This window comes from Pandoraea terrae, assembly GCF_902459695.1.
Lineage (GTDB): Bacteria > Pseudomonadota > Gammaproteobacteria > Burkholderiales > Burkholderiaceae > Pandoraea > Pandoraea terrae.
In genome coordinates this window covers 1-25,703 of the sequence record NZ_CABPRZ010000030.1, presented here as the reverse complement: position 1 = coordinate 25,703, position 25,703 = coordinate 1, and the positions used below count along the sequence as shown (strand labels likewise).

General features: G+C 56.6%; 14 protein-coding genes. 7 read left to right on the top strand and 7 right to left on the bottom strand.

Going from position 1 to position 25,703, the window contains the following annotated elements; translation table 11 throughout:
* Positions 1-705: 705 nt before the first annotated feature.
* Positions 706-2,058 carry a PDDEXK-like family protein gene (locus tag PTE30175_RS24280; protein ID WP_150699638.1) on the bottom strand — a complete coding sequence of 451 codons (1,353 nt, stop codon included), beginning with the start codon at positions 2,056-2,058 and terminating at the stop codon, positions 706-708.
* A 198-nt stretch (positions 2,059-2,256) separates the two neighbouring features.
* On the bottom strand, positions 2,257-2,595 hold the full coding sequence (locus PTE30175_RS29300; protein ID WP_150699637.1) for a WYL domain-containing protein: 339 nt from the start codon (positions 2,593-2,595) through the stop codon (positions 2,257-2,259).
* A 307-nt stretch (positions 2,596-2,902) separates the two neighbouring features.
* Between PTE30175_RS29300 and PTE30175_RS24270 the strand changes: the two genes are divergently transcribed.
* On the top strand, positions 2,903-3,430 hold the full coding sequence (locus PTE30175_RS24270) for an HD domain-containing protein (RefSeq protein ID WP_150699636.1): 528 nt from the start codon (positions 2,903-2,905) through the stop codon (positions 3,428-3,430).
* A gap of 118 nt (positions 3,431-3,548) precedes the next feature.
* On the opposite strand, the gene PTE30175_RS24265 is transcribed toward PTE30175_RS24270, so the two are convergent.
* The 5 genes from PTE30175_RS24265 to PTE30175_RS24245 all read right to left on the bottom strand — a co-directional run bounded on the left by PTE30175_RS24265 (position 3,549) and on the right by PTE30175_RS24245 (position 11,036).
* Positions 3,549-6,428, bottom strand: a complete 2,880-nt coding sequence (locus PTE30175_RS24265) for a dynamin family protein (protein WP_150699635.1) — start codon at positions 6,426-6,428, stop codon at positions 3,549-3,551.
* 651 nt (positions 6,429-7,079) lie between these two features.
* A complete protein-coding gene (locus PTE30175_RS24260) occupies positions 7,080-8,597 on the bottom strand; it encodes an SAVED domain-containing protein (protein ID WP_150699634.1) in 1,518 nt (505 codons plus the stop codon).
* A gap of 9 nt (positions 8,598-8,606) precedes the next feature.
* Entirely contained in the window at positions 8,607-9,551 is a 945-nt protein-coding gene (locus PTE30175_RS24255) for an AAA family ATPase (protein ID WP_150699633.1), read from the bottom strand.
* A 2-nt stretch (positions 9,552-9,553) separates the two neighbouring features.
* A complete protein-coding gene (locus tag PTE30175_RS24250) occupies positions 9,554-10,063 on the bottom strand; it encodes an HORMA-1 domain-containing protein (protein ID WP_150699632.1) in 510 nt (169 codons plus the stop codon).
* A 7-nt stretch (positions 10,064-10,070) separates the two neighbouring features.
* The gene (locus PTE30175_RS24245) at positions 10,071-11,036 is read right to left on the bottom strand and encodes a CBASS oligonucleotide cyclase (protein ID WP_150699631.1); all 966 of its coding nucleotides are present in this window, start codon (positions 11,034-11,036) and stop codon (positions 10,071-10,073) included.
* 853 nt (positions 11,037-11,889) lie between these two features.
* Here PTE30175_RS24245 and PTE30175_RS24240 point away from each other — a divergent pair.
* From PTE30175_RS24240 to PTE30175_RS24215, 6 genes are all read left to right on the top strand, one after another.
* The gene (locus PTE30175_RS24240; protein ID WP_150699630.1) at positions 11,890-12,855 is read left to right on the top strand and encodes a helix-turn-helix transcriptional regulator; all 966 of its coding nucleotides are present in this window, start codon (positions 11,890-11,892) and stop codon (positions 12,853-12,855) included.
* A 66-nt stretch (positions 12,856-12,921) separates the two neighbouring features.
* The gene (locus PTE30175_RS24235) at positions 12,922-16,317 is read left to right on the top strand and encodes a TM0106 family RecB-like putative nuclease (RefSeq protein ID WP_150699629.1); all 3,396 of its coding nucleotides are present in this window, start codon (positions 12,922-12,924) and stop codon (positions 16,315-16,317) included.
* 39 nt (positions 16,318-16,356) lie between these two features.
* Positions 16,357-17,583: an HNH endonuclease gene (locus PTE30175_RS28880; RefSeq protein ID WP_224788951.1), complete on the top strand. Its 1,227-nt coding sequence runs from the start codon at positions 16,357-16,359 to the stop codon at positions 17,581-17,583.
* A gap of 68 nt (positions 17,584-17,651) precedes the next feature.
* On the top strand, positions 17,652-18,380 hold the full coding sequence (locus PTE30175_RS24225; RefSeq protein WP_150699628.1) for a hypothetical protein: 729 nt from the start codon (positions 17,652-17,654) through the stop codon (positions 18,378-18,380).
* A 148-nt stretch (positions 18,381-18,528) separates the two neighbouring features.
* A complete protein-coding gene (locus PTE30175_RS24220; protein ID WP_150699627.1) occupies positions 18,529-21,510 on the top strand; it encodes a DEAD/DEAH box helicase in 2,982 nt (993 codons plus the stop codon).
* Between the two features lies 1 nt (position 21,511).
* A partial coding sequence (locus PTE30175_RS24215) for a DNA methyltransferase family protein (RefSeq protein ID WP_224788950.1) occupies positions 21,512-25,703 on the top strand: 4,192 nt, incomplete at its 3' end.

The window sequence follows — 25,703 nt, the reverse complement described above, 5'->3', positions numbered from 1 at the left end:
GTCCTGCAAGGTGCCCTCCGCGACGGCAGCAGCCCGGTTCTCGAATCATGACCCCGAAGCGGTGCGGCCACTTTGCCGTGGTAACGAACGCTTTGCGGAGCAAATGCCTGATTGAGGAGCAAACGCCTGATTGCGGAGCAAATGAAAAGGGCCTGCATCTCTGCAAGCCCTTGAATTCGTTTGGTAGGCCGTGCGTGACTCGAACACGCGACCAACGGATTAAAAGTGGACCATCGGGGGTTGCGCGCTGCTACAGGGGTGCTCATGTTTCAAATAAAATCAATGACTTACGGAATTCATCTCCGCAGTCAACCGCACCGGTCCGCAGGGCTGTCCGCCTCCCAATCTGCCTCCATGCGCTCCAACGGACTCGTCAAAGTTTAGCAGCTCGGCCAAGCGTCGCCAATCACGATAAGTGGTTGCCACACCTGTCGGCGGACGTGAACGCACGCCCATCATCTCATCTTTGACATCAAGCTCCTTGCGCAATTCTTCCTCTAGAGAGGGGAGTTTGGTTTTACCGTTGTAAACGGGAAGGCGGTTTCCGTGACCTTCGTGCGTGGGCTGTCCACCCGCTCGCCGACTCCAAAGTACAGGTCGCCATCTTCGTTTCCCCCATACACGGTAAGGCCCCAGCGCTCGGTAGCGGTGGCCTTGGCTCGGTGCCATAACATTAGAGTTATGGGCTGCCGATGGGGGGCCAATTCAGCCTTCAATTTTCGCGATAATAGGCTTTAATACGTTGTGCACTTCTTCGTAACGCTTGAGTAGCGCCTTAGGCAAATTCTCTTCACTATGGGGTGTATGTCCAATGCGGCGCAGCTTCGCATCGATGCGGGCGCCCAGTTCCTTGTCGTACAGTGCGGCTAGCGCCTCACGCACCTCGGGTTCGAGACCTTCCTTGAGAAATGGGGGTCTGAAATTCACGTTGATGGAGTACTTGCGGGGCGTTTCCGGCCCCTCTTCATCCCGGTAGTCTTCGCTGGACTTCATCTCGAGAACACGGATACAGACCGGCCAAAAGCAGTCGCCACGTGCGTCCGGTGTGTCCGTCATCAGCTTCAACCAAGAGGCATCTGTGACGAAAATCGCGCGCTTCCGAAGGTCAAACTTCGGCTGTTCGCCTGGCGCAGCCTTGCTCAGCTCATGTCCGATAAAGGATAGGGACTTTTGTTTCTCAAGCTTCTCCGCCAATTCCTTGTATTGATGCGTCCAAGCCCATAGCTGGCTACCGAAATCGTCGAGGTCCAGGTCTTTGGCGGGGAGGTACTTGCGCCTACGCGCTCTACCGATAGCACCCACGACCTCTCGATGGTTTCGCGCCAATTGCGCAAGCAGCGCCTCTAGCTCAGCTTCCTCTTTGGACTCGTATTCTGCCTGACGCCGGCAGTACGAGATAACGAGTTGCTGGCCAGGTTCAACGCCGCGCTCAACACGAGCTTCCGCTCGGCGGGCAGCCTTTTCCAGCCACATGTAGTCGAGATACGACCAGTGCCGAATTTCTTTGTCGTCGAAAATCGTGGACTCATCTTTGTAGCGGTCAAGCAGTACGAAGCCGACTTGATAGCCATAGTAAGGCCCGCCGCGTTTCTTCAGAGCCAGTGCATCATTACGATAATTTTCGAGTTGGATGCCTCTCCAACTAGCCCCTGCCTTGTTCTCAACAAGAATGACAAACCGGTGAATCGGGTCGACGAGCAACAAGTCTTGGCGACCCCTGCCCACCATTGACTTCTCGCGGATGACAATAAGGGACTGGAACCCCGTGACGGCAATCCTCCCTGGACTCCAGTGCTGGAACAGGCCCTGTGGTTTTGCGGATTCGCGGTTGGCCTCATGTACTGCAACCAAAAAATCTTTGAAAATGGCTTCGCCTTGGCCATGACCCTCTCGGGGGTCAAATAACCACTGCAAGATGCTGGAGTGCTGATTCTCGTTAGGGTTAATGAGGTCAAAGATGTCATCAATCCGGCGGGAAACCTCGGTTGAGCGAGTTAAGACGGGGTCGCTCAGGAAGCGTTCAAACTGTTCCTGGGTGACAGAAGCTGTAGTTGCCATTTCCTTTCCTTCACGGGCCGGCTATCGTCGTAGGTTGTGCGATTTGTGCGGGGCAGCAATTCGATGGTATCTGCAACTTCGCCGGTAAACGTGGTGATTTTTGTCAATCTACTGGTTTGGGCTCGGTTGCCGTGGCCGCAAGCTCACCAGCCTGTGGCATAAGTATCGGGTTATCGTTCTCGCCATTACCTCGAATTTCTATAGTCCATACAATTCATAAGCCGCTCGCGCCTCCTCCACGAATTCGTCCCGTAGTGCCGCAGGCTCAATAACCTCAACGTATGGTCCAAATGCACGAAGCCACCATCGGAACCGTTCACTGAACGTGACCGTTCCGGTGACCATAGTGGACCCGTCAGGCTGCTGTTCGATTTTCTGGTAGCTCGACAGCGGTGTCTCGAGCAGGAAGTTGCGGGCTGCATTTGTGAATCGCAATACTAGGCAAATTTCGCCTTGTGGGAAATAGTCAAATTGGCGCTCACGGCGTCCAACTGCGAGGCGCAAGCCGTTGGCCGGGGCTGCCAAGGGGGCATTCATGAAAAAGTGCGAGAGCGGCGGTGGCGCTTCCGCCTCAGCGGCCTGCGATGCGAAAGCGGTTGGCAAGAACGGTAAGCCGCTCGCCGGTGCGGCAAAGACCGCATTTATGAAGAAGTGCGAGGCCGCTGCGGTGAAGTAAGTCGGCGCTCAACAAAAGAGCCGGTGCGATGCCGGCTCTTCTAGTTTGCCGCGCAGCTACGACCCACAACGCAAACGTTTCTGACGTCCATTCGGATAGCGCAACGACGGCGTGAGCGCCGCGCGGTAGCATACGTTATGTGATTTCCACCGGACCGACAGACGGCACATGAAAAATCTCATTAGAGCTATTGCCTTCGCGGCAAAAAAACATCGTAATCAGCGTCGCAAGGACCACGAGGCGTCGCCCTATATCAACCATCCGATTGCTCTGGCTGATTTGCTTGCCAACGAGGCGTCCGTCGAGGACGAACGGGTGCTGATGGCCGCTGTTCTGCACGATACCGTTGAAGATACCGAGACGACTGGGCAAGAACTTGCGCGCGAGTTCGGAAAAGAGGTGGCCGACATCGTGCTGGAAGTGACCGACGATAAGTCATTGGGTAAGGCGGAGCGCAAGCGCCTGCAAATCGAGCATGCGCCTCACATCAGCCGCCGAGCGAAGCTGGTCAAGCTGGCTGACAAAATCTGCAACCTGCGTGACGTCGCTGCCAGTCCGCCCGCCGGTTGGGACTTGGCACGCAGGCAGGGGTACTTCGATTGGGCCAAGGCCGTGGTGGATGGTCTCAGAGGGGTACATCCGGGGCTGGAGCATATTTTCGATGAGGCCTATAAATCAAGGCCGACCACCGATTAACTGCGTCTTCCGCAGCGCAGAATCTCCGGTCTGGTCGGCGGATGTGCGAGCTAAGGGGAGTCGAACCGCACTGGCCGAGAGGTGCGGCGCCACTGACGCCCGCATCGAATGCCATAAATTAACGTTCCGTCTGCTGGGTCAAGAAGTGGCCGGGCAGGGCGAACACATCAATTTCAGACTCACGAACGCGCCGACTCGCGGGACGGTGCGTTGCTAACCCCATCGCCGGCTTGTAGATATCCAGTCCCCGACCTAACTTGAAGAGCACGCCGTGGTCAACCACCAAGTATCGGTCGTGGAGACCAGTCTCACGCCGCACCTTCAGCAGCACGCCAAAATTCTGGAAGAGGTCTTTGGCCGTGTTGTCGATGGCGCGCTCTTGGTGAGCCACCGACTCTGTCGGTGCGAACCCGGTAATGATTTCGATTTCCTTGGGACGCGCCGCTTCGGCAACGTGCAACAGGAACTCATTCATGTTCCGAATCTGATGATGTGCCGCCAAATAAGGGTCAATGAGCGTCATGCGCACAGCCCCCTTTAAGTAGGTGGGCTCGAAAAGCTTATCGTACGGCCAACCGACTGAGCCGTCTTGCAGACGGATGCGTTTGACAACCACGGTGGCGTCACGCTGCACGCTTGCCGCCCAGCCTCCTGACATTGCGTCGGAACCGACGGCTGTGGTCCTGGTAGACTCGGTGTCGGGCGCAACTACGCGCAAAGAGTCGTTATCCACCGCATGCGATTCCGGGGATACGCCCAGCTTCATCGAGTCGTCCACCGAGGTGGTGCCCAACTGCATCAGTTCGTCTGCGCGACGGAGCACGTCTGCGTTATCGCCTTCAATCGCGGCGACCAGCGACTGGACAGCCTCTTTTTGGCCCACCACGAGGGCCGTAGCAGCAGCACGGATGTTGTCGGTCGCCTGTTCGAGCAACACCTGAACTTCATTCAAAGCATCGCGAGGCGCCCCTTCCGCCTCCATCACTAAGAAGTTGCCGAATTCCAGTCCCCGCGCAGTGAGATGGCTCATCAACGCCTGCGCCAGAAGCGCCTTGACTTCGCGGTAAAATGCGAGAACCTCGGCGGACTGACTGTCGGTGGTACCCCCACCCCAAATGGACGACACCGTTGCACGCCGCTCCGAAATTCGCTCAGACACTTCGTCGGAGACAAAGTCATTGAGCATGGTCGTCACACGCAACTCTTCTGTGGCGATGAGCTCCTGCGCGCCCTGAAGCGAGCGCTCCAGAGAATCCCTCAGCTTGGTCGTGACCTCAAAGGGTAACGTTGAGCCGAGCTCCAGCGAGTCGGAAATCTTGTCCCCCTCCTGCGAAAGGCTTGTCAGATAGACTTCGAAGCTCTTTGCGAACGCCGAGAACAGCTCGGTATACTCCCCGAGCATCTGCTGCACCTTGGGAAATATGCGGTTAGCGACGCGGGTCTGAAAGCCATGCATGTAGCCCCAGTAGCCCGACCGGCGTGTACGCCAGTGCCGCCCAACATCATTCATCTCGAACTCAACGAGCTGCTGCTCCGCGAGCAGCGCGATGTTCTCGACCAGAATTCCATGCTGGGTGCGCTTGCCTCGCAGCCGGTCAGCGAGCAGTGTCACCTGCTGGTTAACTGCCCCTTCAAATCGTGCGCTAGTCTTCCCAAATTCGTCACGAAAGGTGCGGAGCTTCTGCTCAGCAACCTCCTTGTCCTTGATGTCGCGAATGGCGACGAGCTTGGTCTGCAGAACCGCCTGCAGGTCTAAAAGGCTCGTTCGCGCTCCGGTGGAGATGTTTTGAGCGGCGAGCGCAAGCCTGGATTCCGTCGACAGCAGTCGCAGTAACTGCGCCTTTAGCCGCTCGACCCCACCAGGGTCGGACTCGTCGATGGCGTATTGAACCGGCTTTTTGGCCTTCCAATCCCGGTGAAGGGCAGCCGACGTGAACGCAATCTCGACGTCGCCCAACTGTTCTCGGTAGCGCCGCATCGCGGGCGAGTCATCGTGACTCAGGCCATCGAGTGTCGCATTGATTTCGGCGGCAATTCGGCCCCGTTCGCGCTGGATGCGCAGTGCGAGCGATTCCGGCTCTTCGTCGTTGTCATCGGCCAAGCGAACATGCTGCTCATAGGTTTGGTCAACCTGAGTAATGACAACAATCAGCTGTTTGACCGTGCCCTTGCGCAATAGGGAAAGCAGAAATTCCTTCTCCGACTGGCTGTACGCCACACCGGATTTGGTGAGGAATAAGATGGCGTCGACATCCTCGACGGTCTTTTCCGTCAAGCCGACACGAAAGCGCTCGGTGTCGTCGAGGCCAGGGGTGTCGATGAGCAGCACTCCCTCATCAAGAATCGGCGCCGGAGAGGTGATTTCGATAGCCTCAACCAGACAGTGGTGCGGCTTCGCACCCGACGTGAACTCCTTGAGCTTCCTACGAAACTCAGTCTCAGCCTGCCTGCTTCCGTCAGCCGCTAGGCAAATTTCGATGGTGTAGCCGCCAGGCTTGATGAACTGTCGCTCCAGAGCTGGCAAATCAAAAACTTCTTCTGGCTCACCGTCTCGGGTCTTCTTTGGCTTGCCGAAGCCGTTCCAAACCTTAACCCGATGCGCATCGATATGCTTAGCATCTTCGCCATACAGCGCCTGTAGCTTAACCCACTCATCTTGTGCTACAAAGCGAACTGTTGCTTTGACCTGCGTCCCATGACGGAACATGGTAATCGCCGCAGTCTCAGGGTTAGTATCCTCGCTGGCCAGTCGTGCGCCGAGCAGTTCATTGACAAAGGACGATTTCCCTGTCTTGAAACGGCCGACGACGGCCACCTTGTAGTCTTCCGGTAACTCCTGGGCCGCCAAGAGTTCATCAATCGCATCCGCCGTCCGTTTGCACTCTTTGCCAATCTGCGCAATCGTGAGGCCCGAACGCTTGAGCAGCGATTCGCGGACCTGACCAAGGTGCAGGGCGAGGGTACGAATGTCATCGCGCACTTGCTTTGGTGTTTTCATCGTATCTCCCTTACTTTGTGCAAGAAAACTAACGAATGGACTATGCAGAGCAAACTGGGCGGCCGTTGAGTTTCTTCGGAAATCGGGGGCTCCGCCTCCGATTGCTCAATCTTTGAACTCGGCCTCATCGGTCAGCGTACGGCGCGGAATGAACACGCGCACGCACCCAAACAAGGTACCGATATTGCCATATATCATGGTCCACGTGCCGCGCAGACGCGCCGGGGAAACCGACAGTTGCTTCTCGGTGACTGGGCAGACGCGTTCCTGATATTGCTATTGATTTTGCGTAGATGAGCAAAAAGTGAGCATCTTTGCAGAACAAATAGCATCCCGTCCCCTGCAACATTCCGTCCCGGCTTGACGTCGGAGGGCAAACATACATTTTGTATGTGGTGCACGCGTGCGCTGCAAGTGAGTGATTTCACAAGGAAATATCGCGTGCGGGCAAAGCCTAGAGAATTTGTGGGGTCGCGTTGAGTCATATGGCGGGCAGCGAATCGGCTCGGCCGGTGGGCTGTACAGCATGACCCAAGCGCGCCCGGCTCTTCTGGCCCGACGGCTTGTTTGGGACGCCATTTTCTCGGAATCGCGCGTAGTGCTCGCTCAGATTGGGTGTGATTCTCTCCGGCGCTGCGAACGGAAACTGGCTCAAACGGGCAGCGAGAGCGACGCGCAGTAGTCGTTTCCTCTTTGGTTTTCGAAATCAAATTCGTACAAGGTCAACTTGCCGATGGACACGTGCCTCTGGCCGAGGAAGAATGCGAAGGCGACCGGCGCCGCAATGAACAAGTGTACAACTCCCGGTCGCTGCAACTTTTGCTTCTCCGCACGGATTTGCGCAACGAGTTGCTCCGCCAAAGCAAAGGCGTGTGCGCCGCTCTTTATCGCCGTATTGCTGCTGCCACAATCTGGCGCCGCGCGGAGCACCGTATGGACGGGCAGTGCCGTACGCTCAATGAACGATTGCATGGCAGCCGATACGTCATGCGTCAGGCTCACGGCAACGGCTATATCAGCAGCGGTTGGTTCCCAAATAGTACCTTCAAGCTGCCACCGTGCATGGTTCATGGTCAGCACTTCATCATCGGTGCGCCAAACATCGCTGCCTAACGTCCGCTGTGCAAGCTCAACATCTCGGCCGGATTTGATATTCACTATGGAGCCGGCAGCAAATGCTAATGTGAGATGCGTGTCTAGGACGAGACGCAGCGCTTCGTTGTTTCGTGCCGCATCCGTCAAAAATGCCGTAAGGCGTGGGTACAGGTCGGCTTTCCAGTCGTTCTGCTCGCGGATGTATCGAGTGTCGAAACTGTCAACAAGGTTAAGCACCTTGCAGCAGCGGCCTTCGAGTCGGTCGAAGGCGTGCTCAAACGATTTGACGCCAAAGGTTCGCCGTTCACCAGGCGCACCCTCGAGCAAGCCTTGAGTTAGACATGCCTCGCGTAGTTCTGACTGGCCGAATTGCAGCTTTCCCTGGGATAGCCATTGGAAGGGGAGGTCGTCGTAGATGAACGAGCTCTCATTAGCTGGAATGCGGCGGAGCCCCGCGAGGCGGAAGTAAATATCCAGCATTTCGCGAGCGCCATCTAGCGTATCGCGTGCGACGCCGAAGCTGAGGGTCGACGCAAGCCTACGCAGACCGTCATCATCCACATTGAGGTGGTCACGCCACGCCTTGCGCAACTGCCCCCTTGCACTGCGGTCCGTGGAACCGTCGAATAGATGTTCAAGATTCAACGCCCCGGAACGTTGCCGGATAAGGGGGCGCAACGCGTCGGCCTTAGCCACAGTCCAGTTGGTGAGCAGCTTGAACAAAACGCCATCGTCGCCAGTAGAGCAGGCGAGTTGTGCCGCATGAGCCTTTTCCAGAAACGACACGGTGCTGGCATTAATGAAATCGGGCCGTACAAGGTCGGCGTAACCATATTCATCGAGTGTCACATGCCACTTGCACTGGATATGCTCCCGCAGTACTCGATGACCAACGTGTTCTCTAGCACGTCGGGCGTCATACTCCACCCAAATATCATCAAACCCTTTGGGGCCGATTTCGAAGCCGACACTTACCATATGAGAGTCGGGGAGCAAGAGTTGGGCGGCGTGCATCCAGAAGACACGTGCCTGGAATGCATCTCCTTCCCGCCGGGCGGAGTTGGCTAGCGTCACCGTGGGCTCCTACGAAGTCGGGGAGTTCTGGAACGGCGGCGTCGCACGCATCGCGCGTGCCAATTCGGCCGCTCGTTCGAACTTGACTGCTTTGCTCGGGTACGCGTCAAGCACCAGCGTCGGGAGTAGCCTTTGCGTGAGGTCAGAATATGTGAAGCCGAAGGCACTGTCCGCTGACTTGCCAGTCAACGAAACCAACGTATCGATTTGCGATGGCGTGAAGCCGACCTCTGTTAGGGGCGCTTCCATGACGGCACGTCGTTGAATGTCGTTTGGTCGAGCGAACTGGAAAACTTCGCCGGCGCGCCGCTGAACGGCGGGGTCAATCGCGGATAAGCGATTCGTGCACAAGATTACGGCTGCAGGCACGCCGCTTTCTGCCAAGCGGTCAACACCTCGGATGAACGCATTCACGCCTGCGCGGTCTTCGTGGTGCATTTGACCGTTCTCGCGGCTCTGAGTCAGCGCATCACCTTCATCAACGAGTAGAATGACGCCCCCGCTGGCCTTCCCCTTTGAGCGCTGCAATTTCGTCGCGGCGCTCAATGTCGTGTCAAACGCTGCGGAAACCAGACGCGTCATCTCGCCGACTTTTCCAGTTCCCCGCGTAGCCAAGCTCAACGGGTAAAGCGTGACCGAGATGTCTTCGGCGCGTGCGACGGCATCACCAATCGTTTCGGAGAGTTCGGTCTTCCCTGTGCCGACGTCCCCGGCCAAGATGACAAGCGGCGGCCTGCGCTGGACGTAGTCTAGAAGAATCGCGGCGGCCGGGTGGAATTTGTTCGCCCATTCCTTTGGTCCCTGTGGATTAACAAGGATGCCGAGCAACTTCGTGAGTCGTTCTTTGATGTCCTCGATGCCGACAAGTCTCGCCAGTCGCTTCTTGGCTGCGACGTTGGGGAATTCGAGGCATCGGTCGAACAGCTCGTTTTTTGGTGGTTGTTCGTTTGTCATGGTTACCGTACAGAGCTTCGGCCAATTCCTCGGCCGCCAGCAAGATAGCTTTTGTCCGTTTCCCAGCGCCCGGACTCAAGAGGCGGCTCGTTTCCAGTGCCACGTTGGAAAGGCAGAGACGCGCGAATCGACGCCCTTTGGCCATCTGATAACTGCCACCAACGGTCGTTATGTGTCAGGTAGGAGGTGAAACTCGCGCCTGCGACATCTAGGTTGGGCTTGACGCGGCCGGGGTCGTGGTTCTCTACCAATGTGCCGCCGGGCAAGGCCACGTATTTGACAGCCGCTCTGGTCCAAAGGCCGTCACGCTTGAAGCCGTAGGTGACGGTGCCAAGCACATCATATTTCAGGACCTCGACGAGCTCTGCTTCGTACCGGCTTATCCATTCGGTTGCGGGCGCCCCATAGAAATCCTGAAATCGCTGCAAGTCGGCCGCGACCTTAGACGCGATGTGCCGTGCGTGAACGACAGTGAACGATTCTGTAAAAGTGGTCGAACTCGATTCGCTCATCCAAGCCTCACGCGTTGAAGGAAGGGCCGAAGACCTTTTGCCAATACCGGACTGTTTCACTTTTTGTGACCGCCCGCGAGGCGGATGCTATGGCATCACCGGCGTCGAGTGCGGCCTCAACGATGAGTTGCTTGTTGTTCTCGTCATAGAGTTTTGCGACATTGTTTTCGCAATTGACAGGGTCCCAGATGCGGACCGTGTCGCTCGTCTTGGCACACGAACTGGGGTTGTAGTAGTCGGAGAATGCGATAGTCGTCGCAAACTCGTCTGCAGCAACGAAATTGAAAAACTGGGCGAGAGCGCCGGGGTAGTCGCCCAATGCTGCGCCTCTGTCGGCGAGATGGGCGAGGATTAGCTCAGCCATAAACGACTTGAACCGAAAACCCTCGACTTCCCGCTTCTGGATTGCCGCCCAGTACTTAATGAGTCGCACGAGCTGACTGAAGTGCGTCTTGTTTGCTTGCTTGCGCTTCGCAATAAACTCGAGATGCATTGGAATGCTGGTCAGCAGGGTATCACCGGTATCCTTTGAGTAAAGATAACCACGCCACTGCTTGTCGCCGTCGTAGAGAATAGGCACAACGTCGACTTCATTCCCGGTCGTCTTGAAGGTGACCGAAACCGAATAATCCTTCCTCGTAATTTGCTCCGGCTGAAGATTTGCAAAAGCGGTTTCAAGCTTTTTGGCGAGCCAGTCGATAAGCTTCCCAATTTCATGCGGCGCCGAGTCCGACGACACATAACAACCGACGTCAACGTCGCTAGTGGACTGGAGCGCGGTGCCTTTGGCCAAGCTGCCAGACAACATGACACGACGCAGCTCGAACTGAGGGTGCTCCTCCAGATAGTTCTCGAGCCGCTTCGTTAGCCGCAGCGCTTGACCCTTCAAGTCATCTGCGTCTTCTTGCGGTAGATTTACGCGCGCGCGAGCGAATCGCACAATATCGGCGTGCCCAACATGTTCCAGTCCCATTCAGCCCCCCAAAGAGTCGAGATTTCCGTTTCGAACGCTGCCCTGCCGAGTGGTAATGGCTTGGCACACATCAACTTACCGCGCTGCCGAACCTTCACCTGGCCAGATAGTTAATGCTTGGAACGCCGTATCATTGGCCCAATCCAATTGAAGCGAGTGGTGAGGCTCGGTTGACTGTTGCGATACCGACCTGAGAAAACACCCCAATTCAGGAATACGCATACCCCGCCGGACGTATGCCGGAACGTCCCGATAGTGTGCTGCAGCTCCTTGCCGTTCTTCGGCTGTGAGCCAGACACCTTCGCGCCGCAGCATTAACGAAACCCAGTTAGCGCTGATTTTCATCACGTGCTCCTTTCAGTATTCGTTTGGGTATTCTCAGGCTCCATGTGGCTCATAGAGTGAGCCAGTCTGGCAAAGAGGGCTGAGGCACGTTTGATGTGGCATTTTCCCGACATCTATCGACGCCGTTCGATAAACGTCGATAAAATGCTCAACTAGCTCATCTCGTGAGCTTGGAATGGTTCCACAATGGGAGCGCTGGGTTACTTCAGCGAGCTCCCTGTGGTGCCAAGATGACCGCGCACGCGAGGATTTGGCGTCGGCAACATCGATGCCCGGAAGATGCATTGCCTACGAGTTCGGGACAACGATGTATACCTACAAAGGGGCGAGAGTGTCGTACCTAAACAATAGGTGTCGCGAACGGATTTGCTTGGCTGCTGGCGATAGCGTGTTCAGGGGCCCGACGCCAGCACAGGATGTCAACGCGGTGATGGATGCCGGTGGCAAAGTCATTACCGTGGGGCATCGGCCCCAGCGAGTCAACCGAGAGTAGTCGTTTGGAGCTAGGATGAATCGGACGGAACGGCTATACCGCATTGACCATCTCCTGCAGGAACGGCAGGTCGTTCCAGTGCAGGTGTTCCTGGAAGAGCTGGAAGTATCGCTGGCCACCTTCAAGCGAGACCTCGAATATCTTCGTGACCGTCTTAACGCTCCCATCGTTTGGGACCGCGATGAGGGCGGTTATCGGTTCGACAAGCAAGGGGCGGGGGATAGATACGAGCTGCCAGGACTGTGGTTCAACGCCTCTGAGATACATGCGTTGCTCATGATGCAGCAGTTGCTCAAGAATCTCGAGCCCGGCATCCTCGCTCCGCATATCGACCCACTGCTTTCCCGGCTGCGATTGCTGCTTGACCAAGACGGGGTCCCAATCGAAGCCGTGGATAAGCGGATTCGGCTGCAACGAGTCAACGCGCGGACCTATGAACCCCAGCATTTCAGTCCGCTTTCGACGGCGCTGCTTCAGCGGCGCCGTGTTGTCTTGGACCACTATAGCAAGGGCCGCGATGAGACTGTTCGCCGCGAGGTCTCTCCCCAGCGCCTGACTTACTACCGGGAAAACTGGTACTTGGACGCGTATTGCCATTTGCGCGATGACCTGCGCAGCTTTGGACTTGACGCCATACGAGGGGTCCGGTTAGGGCAGGAAGCGGCAAAGGAAATATCGGATAAAGAAATCTGCGCTGCCTTGGACGGTGGGTATGGGATTTTCGCTGGGAAAAGCGTGGAATGGGCTGAGTTAGCTTTCTCGCCGGAGCGCGCCCGTTGGGTTGCGCACGAAACATGGCATGCGGAACAGCGGGGCTGGTTTGCCGACGATGGGACCTACCACCTGCGCGTTCCCTATAGCGCACCGACCGAATTGGTCATGGAAATTCTCAAACATTTGCCCGACGTTCGAGTCGTCTCGCCGGTCTCGCTTCGGGAGATGGTTGGCAAGAAATTGCGGGATGCATTGACGAATTTTTGAGATGGCTCATTCCATGAGCTGGCGGTCCAATACGCTGGTAACAGTGGGAAAATTTCGGGGAGCACTATGCAAAAGCTAGACGGCGGTATCGCTTACTCAGCGTCTGACCTGGTGAATTTCCTCGAATGTGAGCACCTTACGAGTCTAGACCTTATCGACTTGGAGGCCCCGCTTCCACGCACAAAAGACGGCGACGAAGCAAAGCTGATTCAGGACAAAGGGCATCAACACGAGGCCCGCTTTGTCGAGACGCTCAAGGCCCAGCACAGTTCATTCGTCGACATCGCCGGCCTCGGTGGGAGCCTGGAGCAAAAGATTGCGGCCACCCTGGAAGCGATGCGCGAAGGTGTTGAAATCATCTACCAGGCTACATTGCGTGACGGTTGCCTCATCGGTCACGCGGATTTTCTTCGGAAGGTCTCTCGCCCCTCCAACCTGGGCAGCTACAGCTACGAAGTTCTCGATACCAAGCTGGCTCGGACCACCAAGGCCAAATTCATCGTTCAACTCGGTTTCTACTCGGCGTTGCTGGAAAAGGCCCAAGGCGTTGAGCCTCTGGCGATGCGCGTAATCTTGGGGGACGAGACCGAGGATTCGTTCCGCTGTGCTGACTATGCCAAGTATCTCAGTCTGTTGATTGACCGCTTTTTGGATAGGGTGACCGGTGACCCAGTCGAAACGTATCCCGACCCGTGCGCAAAGTGCGGCCAATGCAAGTGGAGCGGTCTTTGTGACGAGCGCCGACTGGCAGACGACCACCTCTGCCAGGTTGCCAACATCACCAAAATTCAAGCCAAGAAGCTCCATGAGGCCGGCGTGCCGACGTTGGCCGCGCTCGCTAAGTTCCCAGTCGAAGCCAAGATTCCCAAAATGGCCAGGGAAACCTTGGACAAGCTTCGTCATCAAGCATCGCTCCAGTATCAGGCTCGACAGACTGGGGAGAATCAGCTCGAGCTGCTCCCTGTTGACCCGGACGCTAGCCGTGGCTTCGCCCGGTTGCCCGCTCCAGATGCCGGTGACCTGTTCTTTGACATGGAGGGTAACCCCCTTGAGGAAGGTGGACTCGAATACCTCTTCGGTCTTTACTTGTTTGAGAGTGGCGAAGCCAAGTTCAAGCCGTTCTGGGCCCATAGCCGCGCAGAGGAGAAGGTTGCCTTCGAGCAGTTCATGGATTTCGTGACGGAATGGCTCCAGCAGCATCCGGCAGCCCATATATATCACTATGCTTCGTACGAGGAAACGGCGCTCAAGAAGCTGATGTCCTTGCATGGCACTCGAGAGGCCGAAGTGGATAACCTCTTGCGTGCCCGCAAGCTCGTGGACCTTTACAAGGTGGTGCGCGAAGGCGTTCGCGTCTCCGAGCCGCGCTACTCCATCAAAAACATCGAACATTTCTACCTTGAGCAGCGTACCGGTGATGTAAAGAATGCGGGGGCCAGTATCGTCTATTACGAACACTGGAAAGAAACGGGAGACCCTAAGTACCTCAAGGACATCGAGGACTACAACTTTGATGACGTTCGCTCGACATACGAATTGCGAGAGTGGCTGTTGACGTTGCGTCCAGCCGGCATGCCTTGGGCAACGCTGGGTGCATCTGACTCGGCCCAGAGCGGACCTATAGTCGGGGAGATGACCGAAGACGAGAAGCGTCTCATGCTCTATCGTCAACAGTTGGTCGACGGATTGCCGGCTGACCGGGCATCCTGGGGAGAGCGAGAGCAGCTCCAAGAGCTTACATACCAGCTTCTCGACTTCCATCGTCGCGCTGCCAAGCCGGAATGGTGGGCGATGTTCTCCCGAATGGAAATGACCACGGATGAATTGCTAGAAGACGGGGAGTGCATTGCTGGGCTGAAGTTGGACCCGGAGAGTCCACCGCGCGCGGAGAAGCGCTCCATTCTGTATACGTATGTTTTCCCCGAGCAGGAATCCAAGCTTAAGACTGGCGACCCCGCCACCATTACACAGACTGGCGAGTCGGTGAGAGACCTCACGGTGGATGCGGACAATCGCCGTGTAAGTTTTAAGCGCAGCGCCGACCGTGAGGCGTTACCGCCCGACGTCGGCCTCGGGCCAGGAAGGCCTGTGTCGACCGATAAGCTTAAGGAGGCTATTTTTCGCTTTGCTGACAGCATTGTGCAAGGGAACCAAACATATCCAGCGATTGAAGCTGCTCTCACCCGAGCGTTACCCGGCATCCGCAGCCTGCCCATGGGTGCTTCCATCGTACCCGACACCGCTGATGCGCTGCCTCAGATTATTGATGCCATCGAAGACCTGGATAGCAGCTACATTTTTGTGCAGGGACCACCGGGTGCAGGCAAAACGTACACCGGCTCACATGTCATCGCCGCATTGATGAAACGAGGTTGCCGCGTGGGCGTTGCATCCAATAGCCACAAAGCTATCAATAACTTGCTTGAAGGCGTCGAGAAGGTTGCCGGTAACGAGGGGTTTTCTTTCCATGGGGTCAAGAAGTCTACGAAAGGTAAAGCGGAGTCGATGTTCGAGGGGAAGTACATCTCCGATGTCTTCGACAACGACGACGTGGTGATGGCGTTGGGAGCCGGCGCCCGGTTAGTAGCCGGCACCGCCTGGCTTTTTGCCGACCCCAACCTGGACCAGGCCCTGGACTACCTGTTTATCGACGAAGCTGGTCAGGTAGCACTTGCGAATCTAGTCGCGATGGGAGCTAGCGCCAAGAACCTCGTGCTGTTGGGGGACCAGATGCAGCTCGGTCAGCCCGTCCAGGGCGTGCACCCGGGGCATTCGGGGGACTCCTCCCTCGACTACTTGCTGCAGGGCATGGCCACCATCCCTCCGGAACGCGGAGTTTTCCTGGGCACGACTTGGCGCATGCATCCCCACGTCTGCCGGTTCATCTCCGATGCCGTGTACGACGGCCGTCTTGAGCCGGAACCGAACAATACACACCAGAGCTTGTTGCTGTCAGCAGGTGCTCATCCTGCTCTGGCGCCCACGGGGTTGCGCTACCTCCCTATGGAGCATGATGCCTGCTCCCAGCGTAGCGAGGAGGAAGCATCATTGGTCCAGGAATTGGTCGCAAGTCTGCTCGAGCAACGGTACCGCGACAAGCAGGGAAATGAGCACCCAATGGCTTTGCATGACATTCTGGTGGTGGCCCCATACAACATGCAAGTCAATCTCCTGAAGCAGTTCTTGCCGGAAGGGGCACGGGTCGGAACTGTCGACAAGTTTCAGGGCCAGGAAGCCGAGGTGGTCATCATCTCGATGGCGACCTCCAGCGGCGACTATCTTCCACGTAATATTGGCTTTCTGTACAGCAAGAACCGGTTGAATGTGGCCATCTCGCGGGCGAAGTGCTTGGCGTTATTTATTGCCAATCCCGCACTAATGACTATCGGGTGTTCGAGCCCGGAGGAAATGGCATTGGTGAATACTCTATGTTGGGTCCGGGATTACTCCGGAAGCAATTGATGGCACAAGCCAGTAGCGCCTACAAAAAGTCAATTACAAATGAAGAAAACACAAATTTTAACGGCCAACGATATTAAGCGGGGGCTAGTAAGGGTCGCTCAATCGGACACGATTTTCCCGTCAGATGTGTTCGGCCATAAACGGCTTCCTCGCGAGAAGTGTATTGAAGTGAACTTGCCGAATGGAGATAGCTATTTAACGGACGTGCTTACGTATCCGGACGGACGGCCGAGATTTCTCCGAGAGGGGGCGTCGGTGAGGCACTATCTCGAGGCGATAGGAGCACGTGCGGGGGATGTTTTGGAACTGACTCAGGTTGACGGTAGAAGCTACTTGCTGAACGTCCTTTCAGGTCGTTCCGGCACGGAATCGGTATTTCCTGGCGAAGCTAACATCCCGGATATTCCGGCCGTTGCCACGAATGCCATCGATGAGACACCCCCGGACCTTGTTTCTCTCATAACGGTAAACGAATATGCTGATGCCATTTCTGAGGCCAGTCGCGTGTTCACCGCCGAACAATACGAAATGCTCGTTGGTCATGCACTTGCGCCCAACAGGACTCTGTCGATGGAGCGATTGGCTGCGCTGGGTGGTTACGATGGGCATGAGGCAGGAAACTCACAGTACGGGCGACTGGGAGGGCTTATTGCCCGGCGACTCGGGGTGAGTGGGTTGGCAAATCAAGTGTACGTTCTGTGCACCCCGTCAAAGGAGAAAGACGAGAACGGTCACTATCAACTTACGTTGCGTGAGCGGGTTTTTGAAGCGCTGTCCGTCCTGGAGATGTTGTCCGCCACGCCGATGGCCTCCGATGGGATTCAAGATGAGCAAGACAAGTCCCCGTGCGATTCGGAGCAATGCCGCAATGAGCCCCTCACGGTAAGGCAGGCACTGATAGAGGCGAGGTTGGGGCAGGGCTCATATCGCAGGAAAATGTTGCGTTGGTGGGGCGGGGCGTGCGCGGTAACCGGTTGCACGGTAGAAAAAGTGCTGGTCGCTTCGCACGCGTTGCCCTGGAAATTGGCCACAAATCGGCAACGCCTAGACCATTTCAACGGGCTGCCGCTGGTGGCAACACTAGACAAACTATTTGATAGTGGTTTCATCGGATTCAATGGCGAAGGGCGAATGCTGTTTTCAAAAAGTTTGTCAGCTCAACAAAAGGCGGATTTGGGTTTGCGCGAAGGGATGTGTTTGCGAAAAATTGAGCCAAGAATTATGAAATATTTGTCGCGTCACAGAGAGATGAATGGTCTTGGGTAGATGTGTCAAATTAGATTGATACTGTGAATTTAATGTAAAATTTATTAAAAAATTGGGATGTTGGCGTCATGGAGATTGTGTGGAAATTTGAGAATAGCGACGTCGAGCGAGTTCGGCAGTTTGTGAGCGCGCATCGAGCCCACCCATTCGTTCGAGGTCGTGTTGAGAAAAACGTGCGGGGTGCGCGGGAGGGTGTTAAAAAGAATGATTTTTGGCGTGCCTATGTTGGTTGCTTGGTGACGACTCAGCAATCGTCCGGCGATGACTCGTATGTGTCGAAATTTTTAAAATCAAGGAGCGAACTGCTTAGGTTTTCGGCGTGGAGCGGTGAGGGGTTTCAATTGAGTGAAATTGAAGCTGAACTGCGCGGTGCGGGATTGAGAAGAAATAAAACTATAGCGAAACAGATGCTCGAGACGGTTCATCTGCTACAAGAGGGAGAATGGGGAAATGCGACCGCTCAACTCAGTAGCCTGTTGGGTGCAGACGTTAGTCGCAAAGAAGAGCGTTGTGTTGCAGAATATTTTGCTAAAAAGTATGCTGGATTGGGGCCCAAGCAGTCGAGAAATCTCCTGCAGACCCTTGGTCTTACCAAATACGAAATCCCGTTGGATTCGCGCGTGTCGAAGGCCCTGCAAAAGCTGGGGTTCCCCATAAAGCTTACGGCACAATCCCTTGCCTGTAAGCATTTCTATGTTTTTACCCTCGACGCTGTTCAGGAGCTTTGCGTCAGAGCAGACGTGTATCCGTGTGAGTTCGATGCGTGCGCGTTCGTCAGCGAGGAGAAGCGAACTTAGGGTTGCCAGGCAAACATGGAGAGGGGTTCGAGAGCGGCTGGTTCCGCCAGAGGCGGCTCATTCCGGCTTCGCCGCCCTCTCATCTTGTCAAATTTCGGGGATTGGCCCTTCTTTTTTATTCTATTAATAGAGCAACCGTATTTTTAATATGCTTCCATTCGCACCCGGGGCTCGCGCTGTTATCCGTGACGAAGAGTGGCTCATCCGCCGCGTGGACCCTGCCGCCGATGGTGGTTGGTTGCTGACCTGCGACGGTATTTCTGACCTGGTTCGTGGTCGTTCAGCCCTGTTTTTGACCAGGTTGGAAGATGCCATCGAAATCCTCGACCCGGCGAAGACCGAGCTGGTGCCAGACGTCAGTTCCGCCTACAACGCCACGCTCTTGTATCTGGAAAGTCTACGCCGCCGCAGCGTCGCCAATGACGAGCGCATTCATTTGGGACACCGGGGCGTGATGAATCTGGTCCCTTACCAGCTTGACCCTGCTCTGCAGGCCCTGCGTCAACCTCGGTCGCGTATCTTGATTGCTGATGCCGTGGGTCTGGGCAAGACACTGGAGGCTGGCGTGCTCAGCACCGAGCTGATACAGCGCGGCCGGGGCAAACGCATCCTCGTGGTCACGCAAAAGGCCATGCTCACGCAGTTCCAGAAAGAATGGTGGAGTCGTTTCTCCATCCCGCTGGTGCGGCTGGACTCGGTGGGTCTGGCACGAGTACGCAACCGCATCCCGGCCAATCACAATCCATTCAATTACTTCGACCGCAGCATCATTTCCATCGATACGCTCAAGAGCAATCTCGAGTACCGAAACTATTTGGAAAACGCTTGGTGGGACATCATCGTAATTGACGAATGCCACAACGTCGCTGCGCGCGCGGGAGAGACGGGGCTGTCTCGCCGCGCTCGTCTGGCCAAGCTGCTGGCGACTCGGTCGGACACGCTCATCCTGCTGTCTGCCACACCACACGACGGTTCAGCGCGCAGCTTTGCCTCGTTGATGAGTCTGCTGGACCCTACCGCCATTTCCGACCTAGATAACTATACCCCGGACGATTTTCGGAGCAAGGGCCTGGTGATTCGGCGCTTCAAGAAGGATATTCGCGACCAGGTAAGCGCTGACTTTCAGGAGCGCAAAACGACTTGCCTGCGCCATCCAGCCAGTGCATCGGAGGAGGCTGCTTACCACGCCTTGCTGGACGTGGCGTTCACGCAAGGCGGGCAACGCAAGGCAGGGCGGCAACAAGAACTGCAACGCATCGGTTTGCAAAAAACGCTGTTCTCCAGCCCGGCGGCCGCATTGGAGTCTACCCGCAAGCGCATGGCCCTGCTGCAAGGCAAAACCAGCCCCACAGCAGATGAAAACAACGAGGTACGCGGCCTGCAAGTGCTGGCAGATGCACTTCTGGCTCTCACGCAAGATGCAAGTGCCAGCAGCTTCAGCAAATATCAGCGTCTGCTGCTGCAACTGCGGTTGCCGGACTTCGGCTGGAAGGTGAACGATGCCTCAGACCGCTTGGTCATCTTTTCGGAGCGCATTGAAACGCTGCGCTGGCTGCAGGAGCAGCTTGCTACCGACCTCAAACTCAAGTCCGGCCAAATCGAGGTATTGCACGGCCAGATGGCTGACACCGAACAGCAAGAACTGGTGGAGCGCTTTTGCCGCTTGGACGACCCGCTGCGTGTGCTGTTGTGCTCTGACGTAGCGAGCGAAGGCCTTAACCTGCACTATTTTTGCCACCGCCTGGTGCACTTCGAGTTGCCTTGGTCGCTGATGGTCTTCCAGCAGCGCAATGGCCGCGTGGACCGCTATGGTCAACAACGGCAGCCGCATATTGTTTACCTGTTCACCGAAACCGTGAACGAAAAAATCAAGGGCGACTTGCGCATCCTGGAAATCCTGCAGCAAAAGGATGAGCAAGCCAACTTCAACCTTGGCGACCCGTCTGCTTTCCTCAACGTCTACGACCCAGATAAGGAAACTGAAAAAGTCACCGGCTTCATGGCTGACGGCCTAAGCCCGGAACAGGTCGACGCCACGCTGGACCAAGCCGCTACGGCCGAAAACGACAACGACGGCGACTGGCTGATGCAACTTTTTGGTGGAGGTGCCGATGCTACTCAGGCCGATGGCGCCAATTCCGTACCCGCGCAACAGTCTGGCAACCCTCTACACGACATTGATGAGCCAGCTTCTTTGTTCAGTAGCGATTTCCACTACGCGAAAACTGCGCTCACCCAACTTAATCAGCGAGAAACCCTGTGTCAATGGGTGGCGCACAACGAAGAACAAATCATCGCCATCACTGCGCCACCAGACCTGCAGGAGCGCCTGCGCCAACTGCCGCGCGAGGTGCAGGCCAATAATGACCACTATTCTCTGTGTGCCGACACGAAGCGCATGGCCGAGACGATTGAAGCCGCTCGGCAGGCTCGGGCCGAAGACGACACCTGGCCGCAGTTGCATTACTTGTGGCCGCAGCACCCTGTCATGGATTGGCTGGGCGACCGTCTGCTTACGCACTTCGGCCGCCATCGCGCTCCCATACTACAAAGCCATAAGCTGCAACCGGGCGAACAAGCCTTCATCCTGATGAGTCTGGTTCCTAACCGTAAGGGGCAACCGCTGTTAGTGGAGTGGCAAGTGGCTAGTCGAGTTGCCGATGGAGCGGGGCAGGGCGCTTTTGTGCTGGAGCCCTTTGAGGCCTTTGTGTTCCGAGCCGGCCTCAAAGCTGGAGGCCTGCCCAATCGGGGCCACTCACCCGAGTTGGTGGATGCCATCCCATCCATGCAAGGCGCCTTGCCAGAGGCAGTCAACGCCATGCACGTGCATATGCTGCAAAAGCAAACCGCCTTTGCCAGCCAGTTGGCGCAACGCCTGGAAGGTACTCTGACCGAACTGCAACGGCTGCAAGGCCGCCAGATTGAGCAACTCACGCTCGACCTGGAGCGCCAACTCGAAACAGTTAAGCGAGGTCGCTTCGAGCAGCGCAGCCAGCAAATCAATCGCGTTTTTGACGACTACCGCCAGTGGGTGCAGGACACCCTGACCACCGAGCCGCAGCCCTGGATTCAGGTGCTCGCCGGTGTCTGCCATCCTGCCCCAATGTCCTCATCCACTGCCGGAGACTGACATGCCCGTATTGGACGCCGTTCATACTTTCGCTGGTATTTCCAACGAAAACGAGTTTTACAGCCACCACTATCTGGCCGAGGTATTCAAGGGCGACATCAAGGCCCGCCTCGACGCCTGGGATGCCGAAGAAGCCGCTCACCCGGGCGACGATGTCCACCGTGCGCCTCCAAAACGCCTGTCCGCCTGGGGACAGCGCTGGTTTGGTCTGCGCAGCCAAATCCAACGAGTGCGTGACGATGCCGAACGCTGGCAGCTCTTTAGCCAAATTCAGGCGGGTTTGTTGCAAGCCCTGGGATACGCCAGGCCCTCTACGCTAACCAATAGCTACGAGCTGGTGCCAGGCTTGCCCATTCCGTTCTGGTTTCTTCAACTGCCGCAACTGGCCGTCATCCCTGCCTATCGGCCCGGTGCCGAAAATGAAGACCTTCTCGACCATACGCTGACGAGCCTGCACTATGGTGGTGACGCTGTACCGAATGCGCTGAATGGTGAAAGCTGGGCGGACATGCTGTCGGACGCCGTTTTTGGCGCCGAAACCGCGCCCCGGTATGTGCTTCTGGTGGGCTTGGACCAATGGCTGCTGTTAGACCGCTACAAGTGGCCTAACAACCGCGCCCTGCGCTTTGACTGGGCGGACATCCTCGACCGCAAAGATACCGATACCCTCAAGGCCACCGCCGTATTGCTGCACAAAACCAGCTTGGCGCCTGGCGAGGGCAACGGCCTGCTCGAATCCTTCGACGAAAACGCCCACAAACATGCCTTTGGCGTGAGCGAGGACCTCAAATACGCGCTTCGCGAAGCCATCGAGCGGTTGGGCAATGAAGCCGCCAACCAGCTGCGCCAACAGGCATCTGACGCCAGGAAGGGGTTTTTCAGCGGCAAAGACCAGCTCGACCCCGCCGACCTTAGCCTCGAATGCCTGCGCATGGTGTATCGGCTGCTGTTCATGTTCTACATCGAGGCAAGGCCCGAGTTGGGCTACGTGCCCATTGACAAGAGCGAGGTCTACCTCAAAGGCTATAGCCTGGAGAGCCTGCGCGACCTAGAAATGCAGCCGCTCTCGACTCCCCACGCGCGAAATGGCCTGTACTTCGACGCTACCCTTCGTCGCCTGTTTACGCTGGTGGCCCAAGGTTGCGGTTTGGGCGAGCCGACGCAGCACCAATTAGGCGCTACCTTGGCCGGCGCAAAGGACACCTTCGCCCTTGCCCCGCTGGACAGCCGCCTGTTCGACGACAGCGCCATGCCGTTGCTGGGCAAGGTACGCTTTCCCAACCATGTTTGGCAACGCATCATTCGTCTCATGTCACTCAGTCGCGGGCAGGGCAAGGGCAAACGGAGCGGGCGCGTCAGCTACCAGTTACTGTCCATCAACCAGTTGGGCGCAGTGTATGAGGCGCTACTAAGTTACCGGGGATTTTTTGCCGCTGAAGACCTATACGAAGTCAAGCCCGCCCCCAAGAAAGGACGTGTCTCCGCCGGCGATGACGAAGGCGATGAGGATGTGGAAGCGGGCGACGACAGCGACGAAGCTGTCGACCTCGGCCGGCCAGGCCGTGCTGAAGTCAACGGCGCAGATTTGCTCGACAATTCCTGGTTTGTTCCTGCTAATCGCCTGAACGACTACAAGGAGGATGAGCGAGTTTTCGACACCAACGACGCGGGGCACCGCGTGCTGCGCAAGCATGAGCGGGGTAGCTTCATCTACCGTCTGGCGGGGCGTGACCGGCAAAAATCCGCTAGCTACTACACCCCTCAAGTGCTGACCAAATGCTTGGTCAAATATTCTCTCAAAGAGCTGCTGGGCAGCGGCCGTGTTAAGAATGCCGACGACATACTTGCGCTCACCATTTGCGAGCCTGCCATGGGCAGCGCTGCATTCCTGAACGAGGCCGTCAATCAACTCTCCGAAGCCTACTTGGAGCGCAAACAAGCGGAGCTGGGGCTTCGCATACCTCACGACGACTACGCGCAAGAGTTGCAAAAGGTGCGCATGTATCTGGCTGACCGCAATGTGTTTGGCGTGGACCTGAATCCCGTTGCGGTCGAGTTGGCGGAAGTTTCCATCTGGCTCAACGCCATTTACGGCGAAATCGACGAGCACGGGCGCCCGTTGCCCGCCCGCGTGCCCTGGTTTGGCTATCAGTTGTTTGCAGGCAACAGCCTCATCGGTGCGCGGCACCAAGTATACAACGCCTCTGCCGTCAAAAAGGGCGCCAAACCCGCTTGGCACGAAGAGTCACCGCGTCGAGTTATGGCCAGCGAGCCGCGCCGGGGCGACGAAATCTGGCACTTTCTGCTGCCCGACCCCGGAATGGCCAATTACTCCGACAAGGTGGCCAAAGCCTTGTACCCGCAAGACTTTGAGCGCCTGAAAGCATGGCGCAAGGCCGTGACAGCGCCGCTGACCAACTATGAAACGGTCCGCCTGCAACAATTGAGTCAGCGTGTCGAGGAACTCTGGGCGGAGCATGCCGTGAGCCTGTCACGTGACCGCGCGCGCACCGAAGACGCGCTGACCGTCTGGCCATACAAGTGCAGCCTGGAGGATGGAGAGGGTGCCCACAACGTCTCCCGTGCCCAGAAAGAGGCAATACGCGAACAAGGCCTGTTCAATGAAGACGGTGACTTGGCCACACCATTCCGGCGCCTCAAATTGGTCATGGACTACTGGTGTGCCCTGTGGTTCTGGCCCATCACACGTAGCCAGTACCTGCCTAGCCGGGAAGACTGGTGGATGGAAGTGGGGGCCATACTGGAAGGGAATGTCATCGACATCACCCTCCAGCAGGGGCTCGACCTACAGCCGAGTGAACTTGAAGAGCCGCAGGTTCTCACTCATGACGTGCAGGGCACCTTGGCAGGTTTTGAAGACCAGCGACAGTTGAGTCAGATAGCAAGTGGGTCGAATCTGCACGACAAATTTGGGCAACTGCGCATTAGCAAGTTGCGGCAACATTTCCCGCGCATAGCAGAGGTGGAAGCGGTGGCCGAACACCGTCGCTTTATGCATTGGGAACTGTGCTTCGCCGATGTGCTGCTGGAGCGTGGGGGCTTCGACCTAATTCTGGGGAACCCGCCTTGGCTCAAGGTGGAGTGGAACGAGGCCGGCATTCTGGGTGAGCGCAACCCTCTTTTTGCCATTCGCAAAATCAGCGCGAGCGACCTTGCCAAGCTACGCGCCGACGCGTTCAAAGACTTTCCTGACCTGCAAGTCGCTTGGGCGGATGAATTGCAGGAGGCCGAAGGTACACAAAACTTCCTGAGCGCGGAGCAGAACTACCCGCTACTCAAGGGCATACAAACCAATTTGTACAAGTGCTTCATGCCGCTTTCCTGGTGGCTTGTAAGCAATAACGGAGTGGCAGGCTTGCTGCATCAGGAGGGACTTTATGACGATGCAAAGGGGCGGCTTCTGAGAGAGAGCGCATACAGGCGTCTCCGTCTACATTTTCAGTTCCAGAATCAAATGATGCTCTTCCCGATTGGTCACCGGGAAAAATACAGCATCAACGTCTACGGGCCAGAGCGGGCCAAGGTAGGATTTGATAGCTTGGCAAACCTTTTTCTTCCATCAACAATTGATGGTTGCTACCAACATGACGGTGAAGGTTTGCCTGGCGGCATCAAGAGCGATAGTGGGCAGTGGAACACCAATGGCCACCGCGACCGCATAGTGAGAGTGGACGATGCTGCTCTAGCCACCTTCGCCGAACTTTACGATGAACCGAACACCCCGCCGCGCCACGCCCGCTTGCCTGCGCTGCATGTAGGGGCCTTGAACAGCGTCCTGGGTAAATTGGCCCGGTTCCCGTATCGACTGGCTGATTTGGGAAATGACTATATCTCCACCGAAATGTGGCATGAAACCATGCAGCAGCACGACGGAACGATACGCCGTCGCGTCAACAATGAATCTGGTTTTGCCGCTAGTCCTGAGGAATGGGTTCTGTCTGGGCCCCACTTTTTCTTGGCAAACCCTTTCAACAAAACCCCGCGCAAAGTTTCCACCGAGAAAGGACACTACGACATCATTGACCTCCAAACCCTGCCTGAGGAATACCTGCCGCGCACTAACTATCGCCCAATGGCAGACCATGACGAGTACATGTGTAGTGGTCTAATGAACCCGGACACTGATTTAGGCGAGAATACTCGCCATGAAGAGGTGTCTGATGACCAAGCAA

Bases quoted from the DNA above. Each gene is read 5' to 3' on its own strand.
- PTE30175_RS24280 (WP_150699638.1), bottom strand. From the start codon at position 2,058: ATGGCAACTACAGCTTCTGTCACCCAGGAACAGTTTGAACGCTTCCTG.
- PTE30175_RS29300 (WP_150699637.1), bottom strand. From the start codon at position 2,595: ATGAATGCCCCCTTGGCAGCCCCGGCCAACGGCTTGCGCCTCGCAGTT.
- PTE30175_RS24270 (WP_150699636.1), top strand. From the start codon at position 2,903: ATGAAAAATCTCATTAGAGCTATTGCCTTCGCGGCAAAAAAACATCGT.
- PTE30175_RS24265 (WP_150699635.1), bottom strand. From the start codon at position 6,428: ATGAAAACACCAAAGCAAGTGCGCGATGACATTCGTACCCTCGCCCTG.
- PTE30175_RS24255 (WP_150699633.1), bottom strand. From the start codon at position 9,551: ATGACAAACGAACAACCACCAAAAAACGAGCTGTTCGACCGATGCCTC.
- PTE30175_RS24250 (WP_150699632.1), bottom strand. From the start codon at position 10,063: ATGAGCGAATCGAGTTCGACCACTTTTACAGAATCGTTCACTGTCGTT.
- PTE30175_RS24245 (WP_150699631.1), bottom strand. From the start codon at position 11,036: ATGGGACTGGAACATGTTGGGCACGCCGATATTGTGCGATTCGCTCGC.
- PTE30175_RS24240 (WP_150699630.1), top strand. From the start codon at position 11,890: ATGAATCGGACGGAACGGCTATACCGCATTGACCATCTCCTGCAGGAA.
- PTE30175_RS24235 (WP_150699629.1), top strand. From the start codon at position 12,922: ATGCAAAAGCTAGACGGCGGTATCGCTTACTCAGCGTCTGACCTGGTG.
- PTE30175_RS28880 (WP_224788951.1), top strand. From the start codon at position 16,357: ATGAAGAAAACACAAATTTTAACGGCCAACGATATTAAGCGGGGGCTA.
- PTE30175_RS24225 (WP_150699628.1), top strand. From the start codon at position 17,652: ATGGAGATTGTGTGGAAATTTGAGAATAGCGACGTCGAGCGAGTTCGG.
- PTE30175_RS24220 (WP_150699627.1), top strand. From the start codon at position 18,529: ATGCTTCCATTCGCACCCGGGGCTCGCGCTGTTATCCGTGACGAAGAG.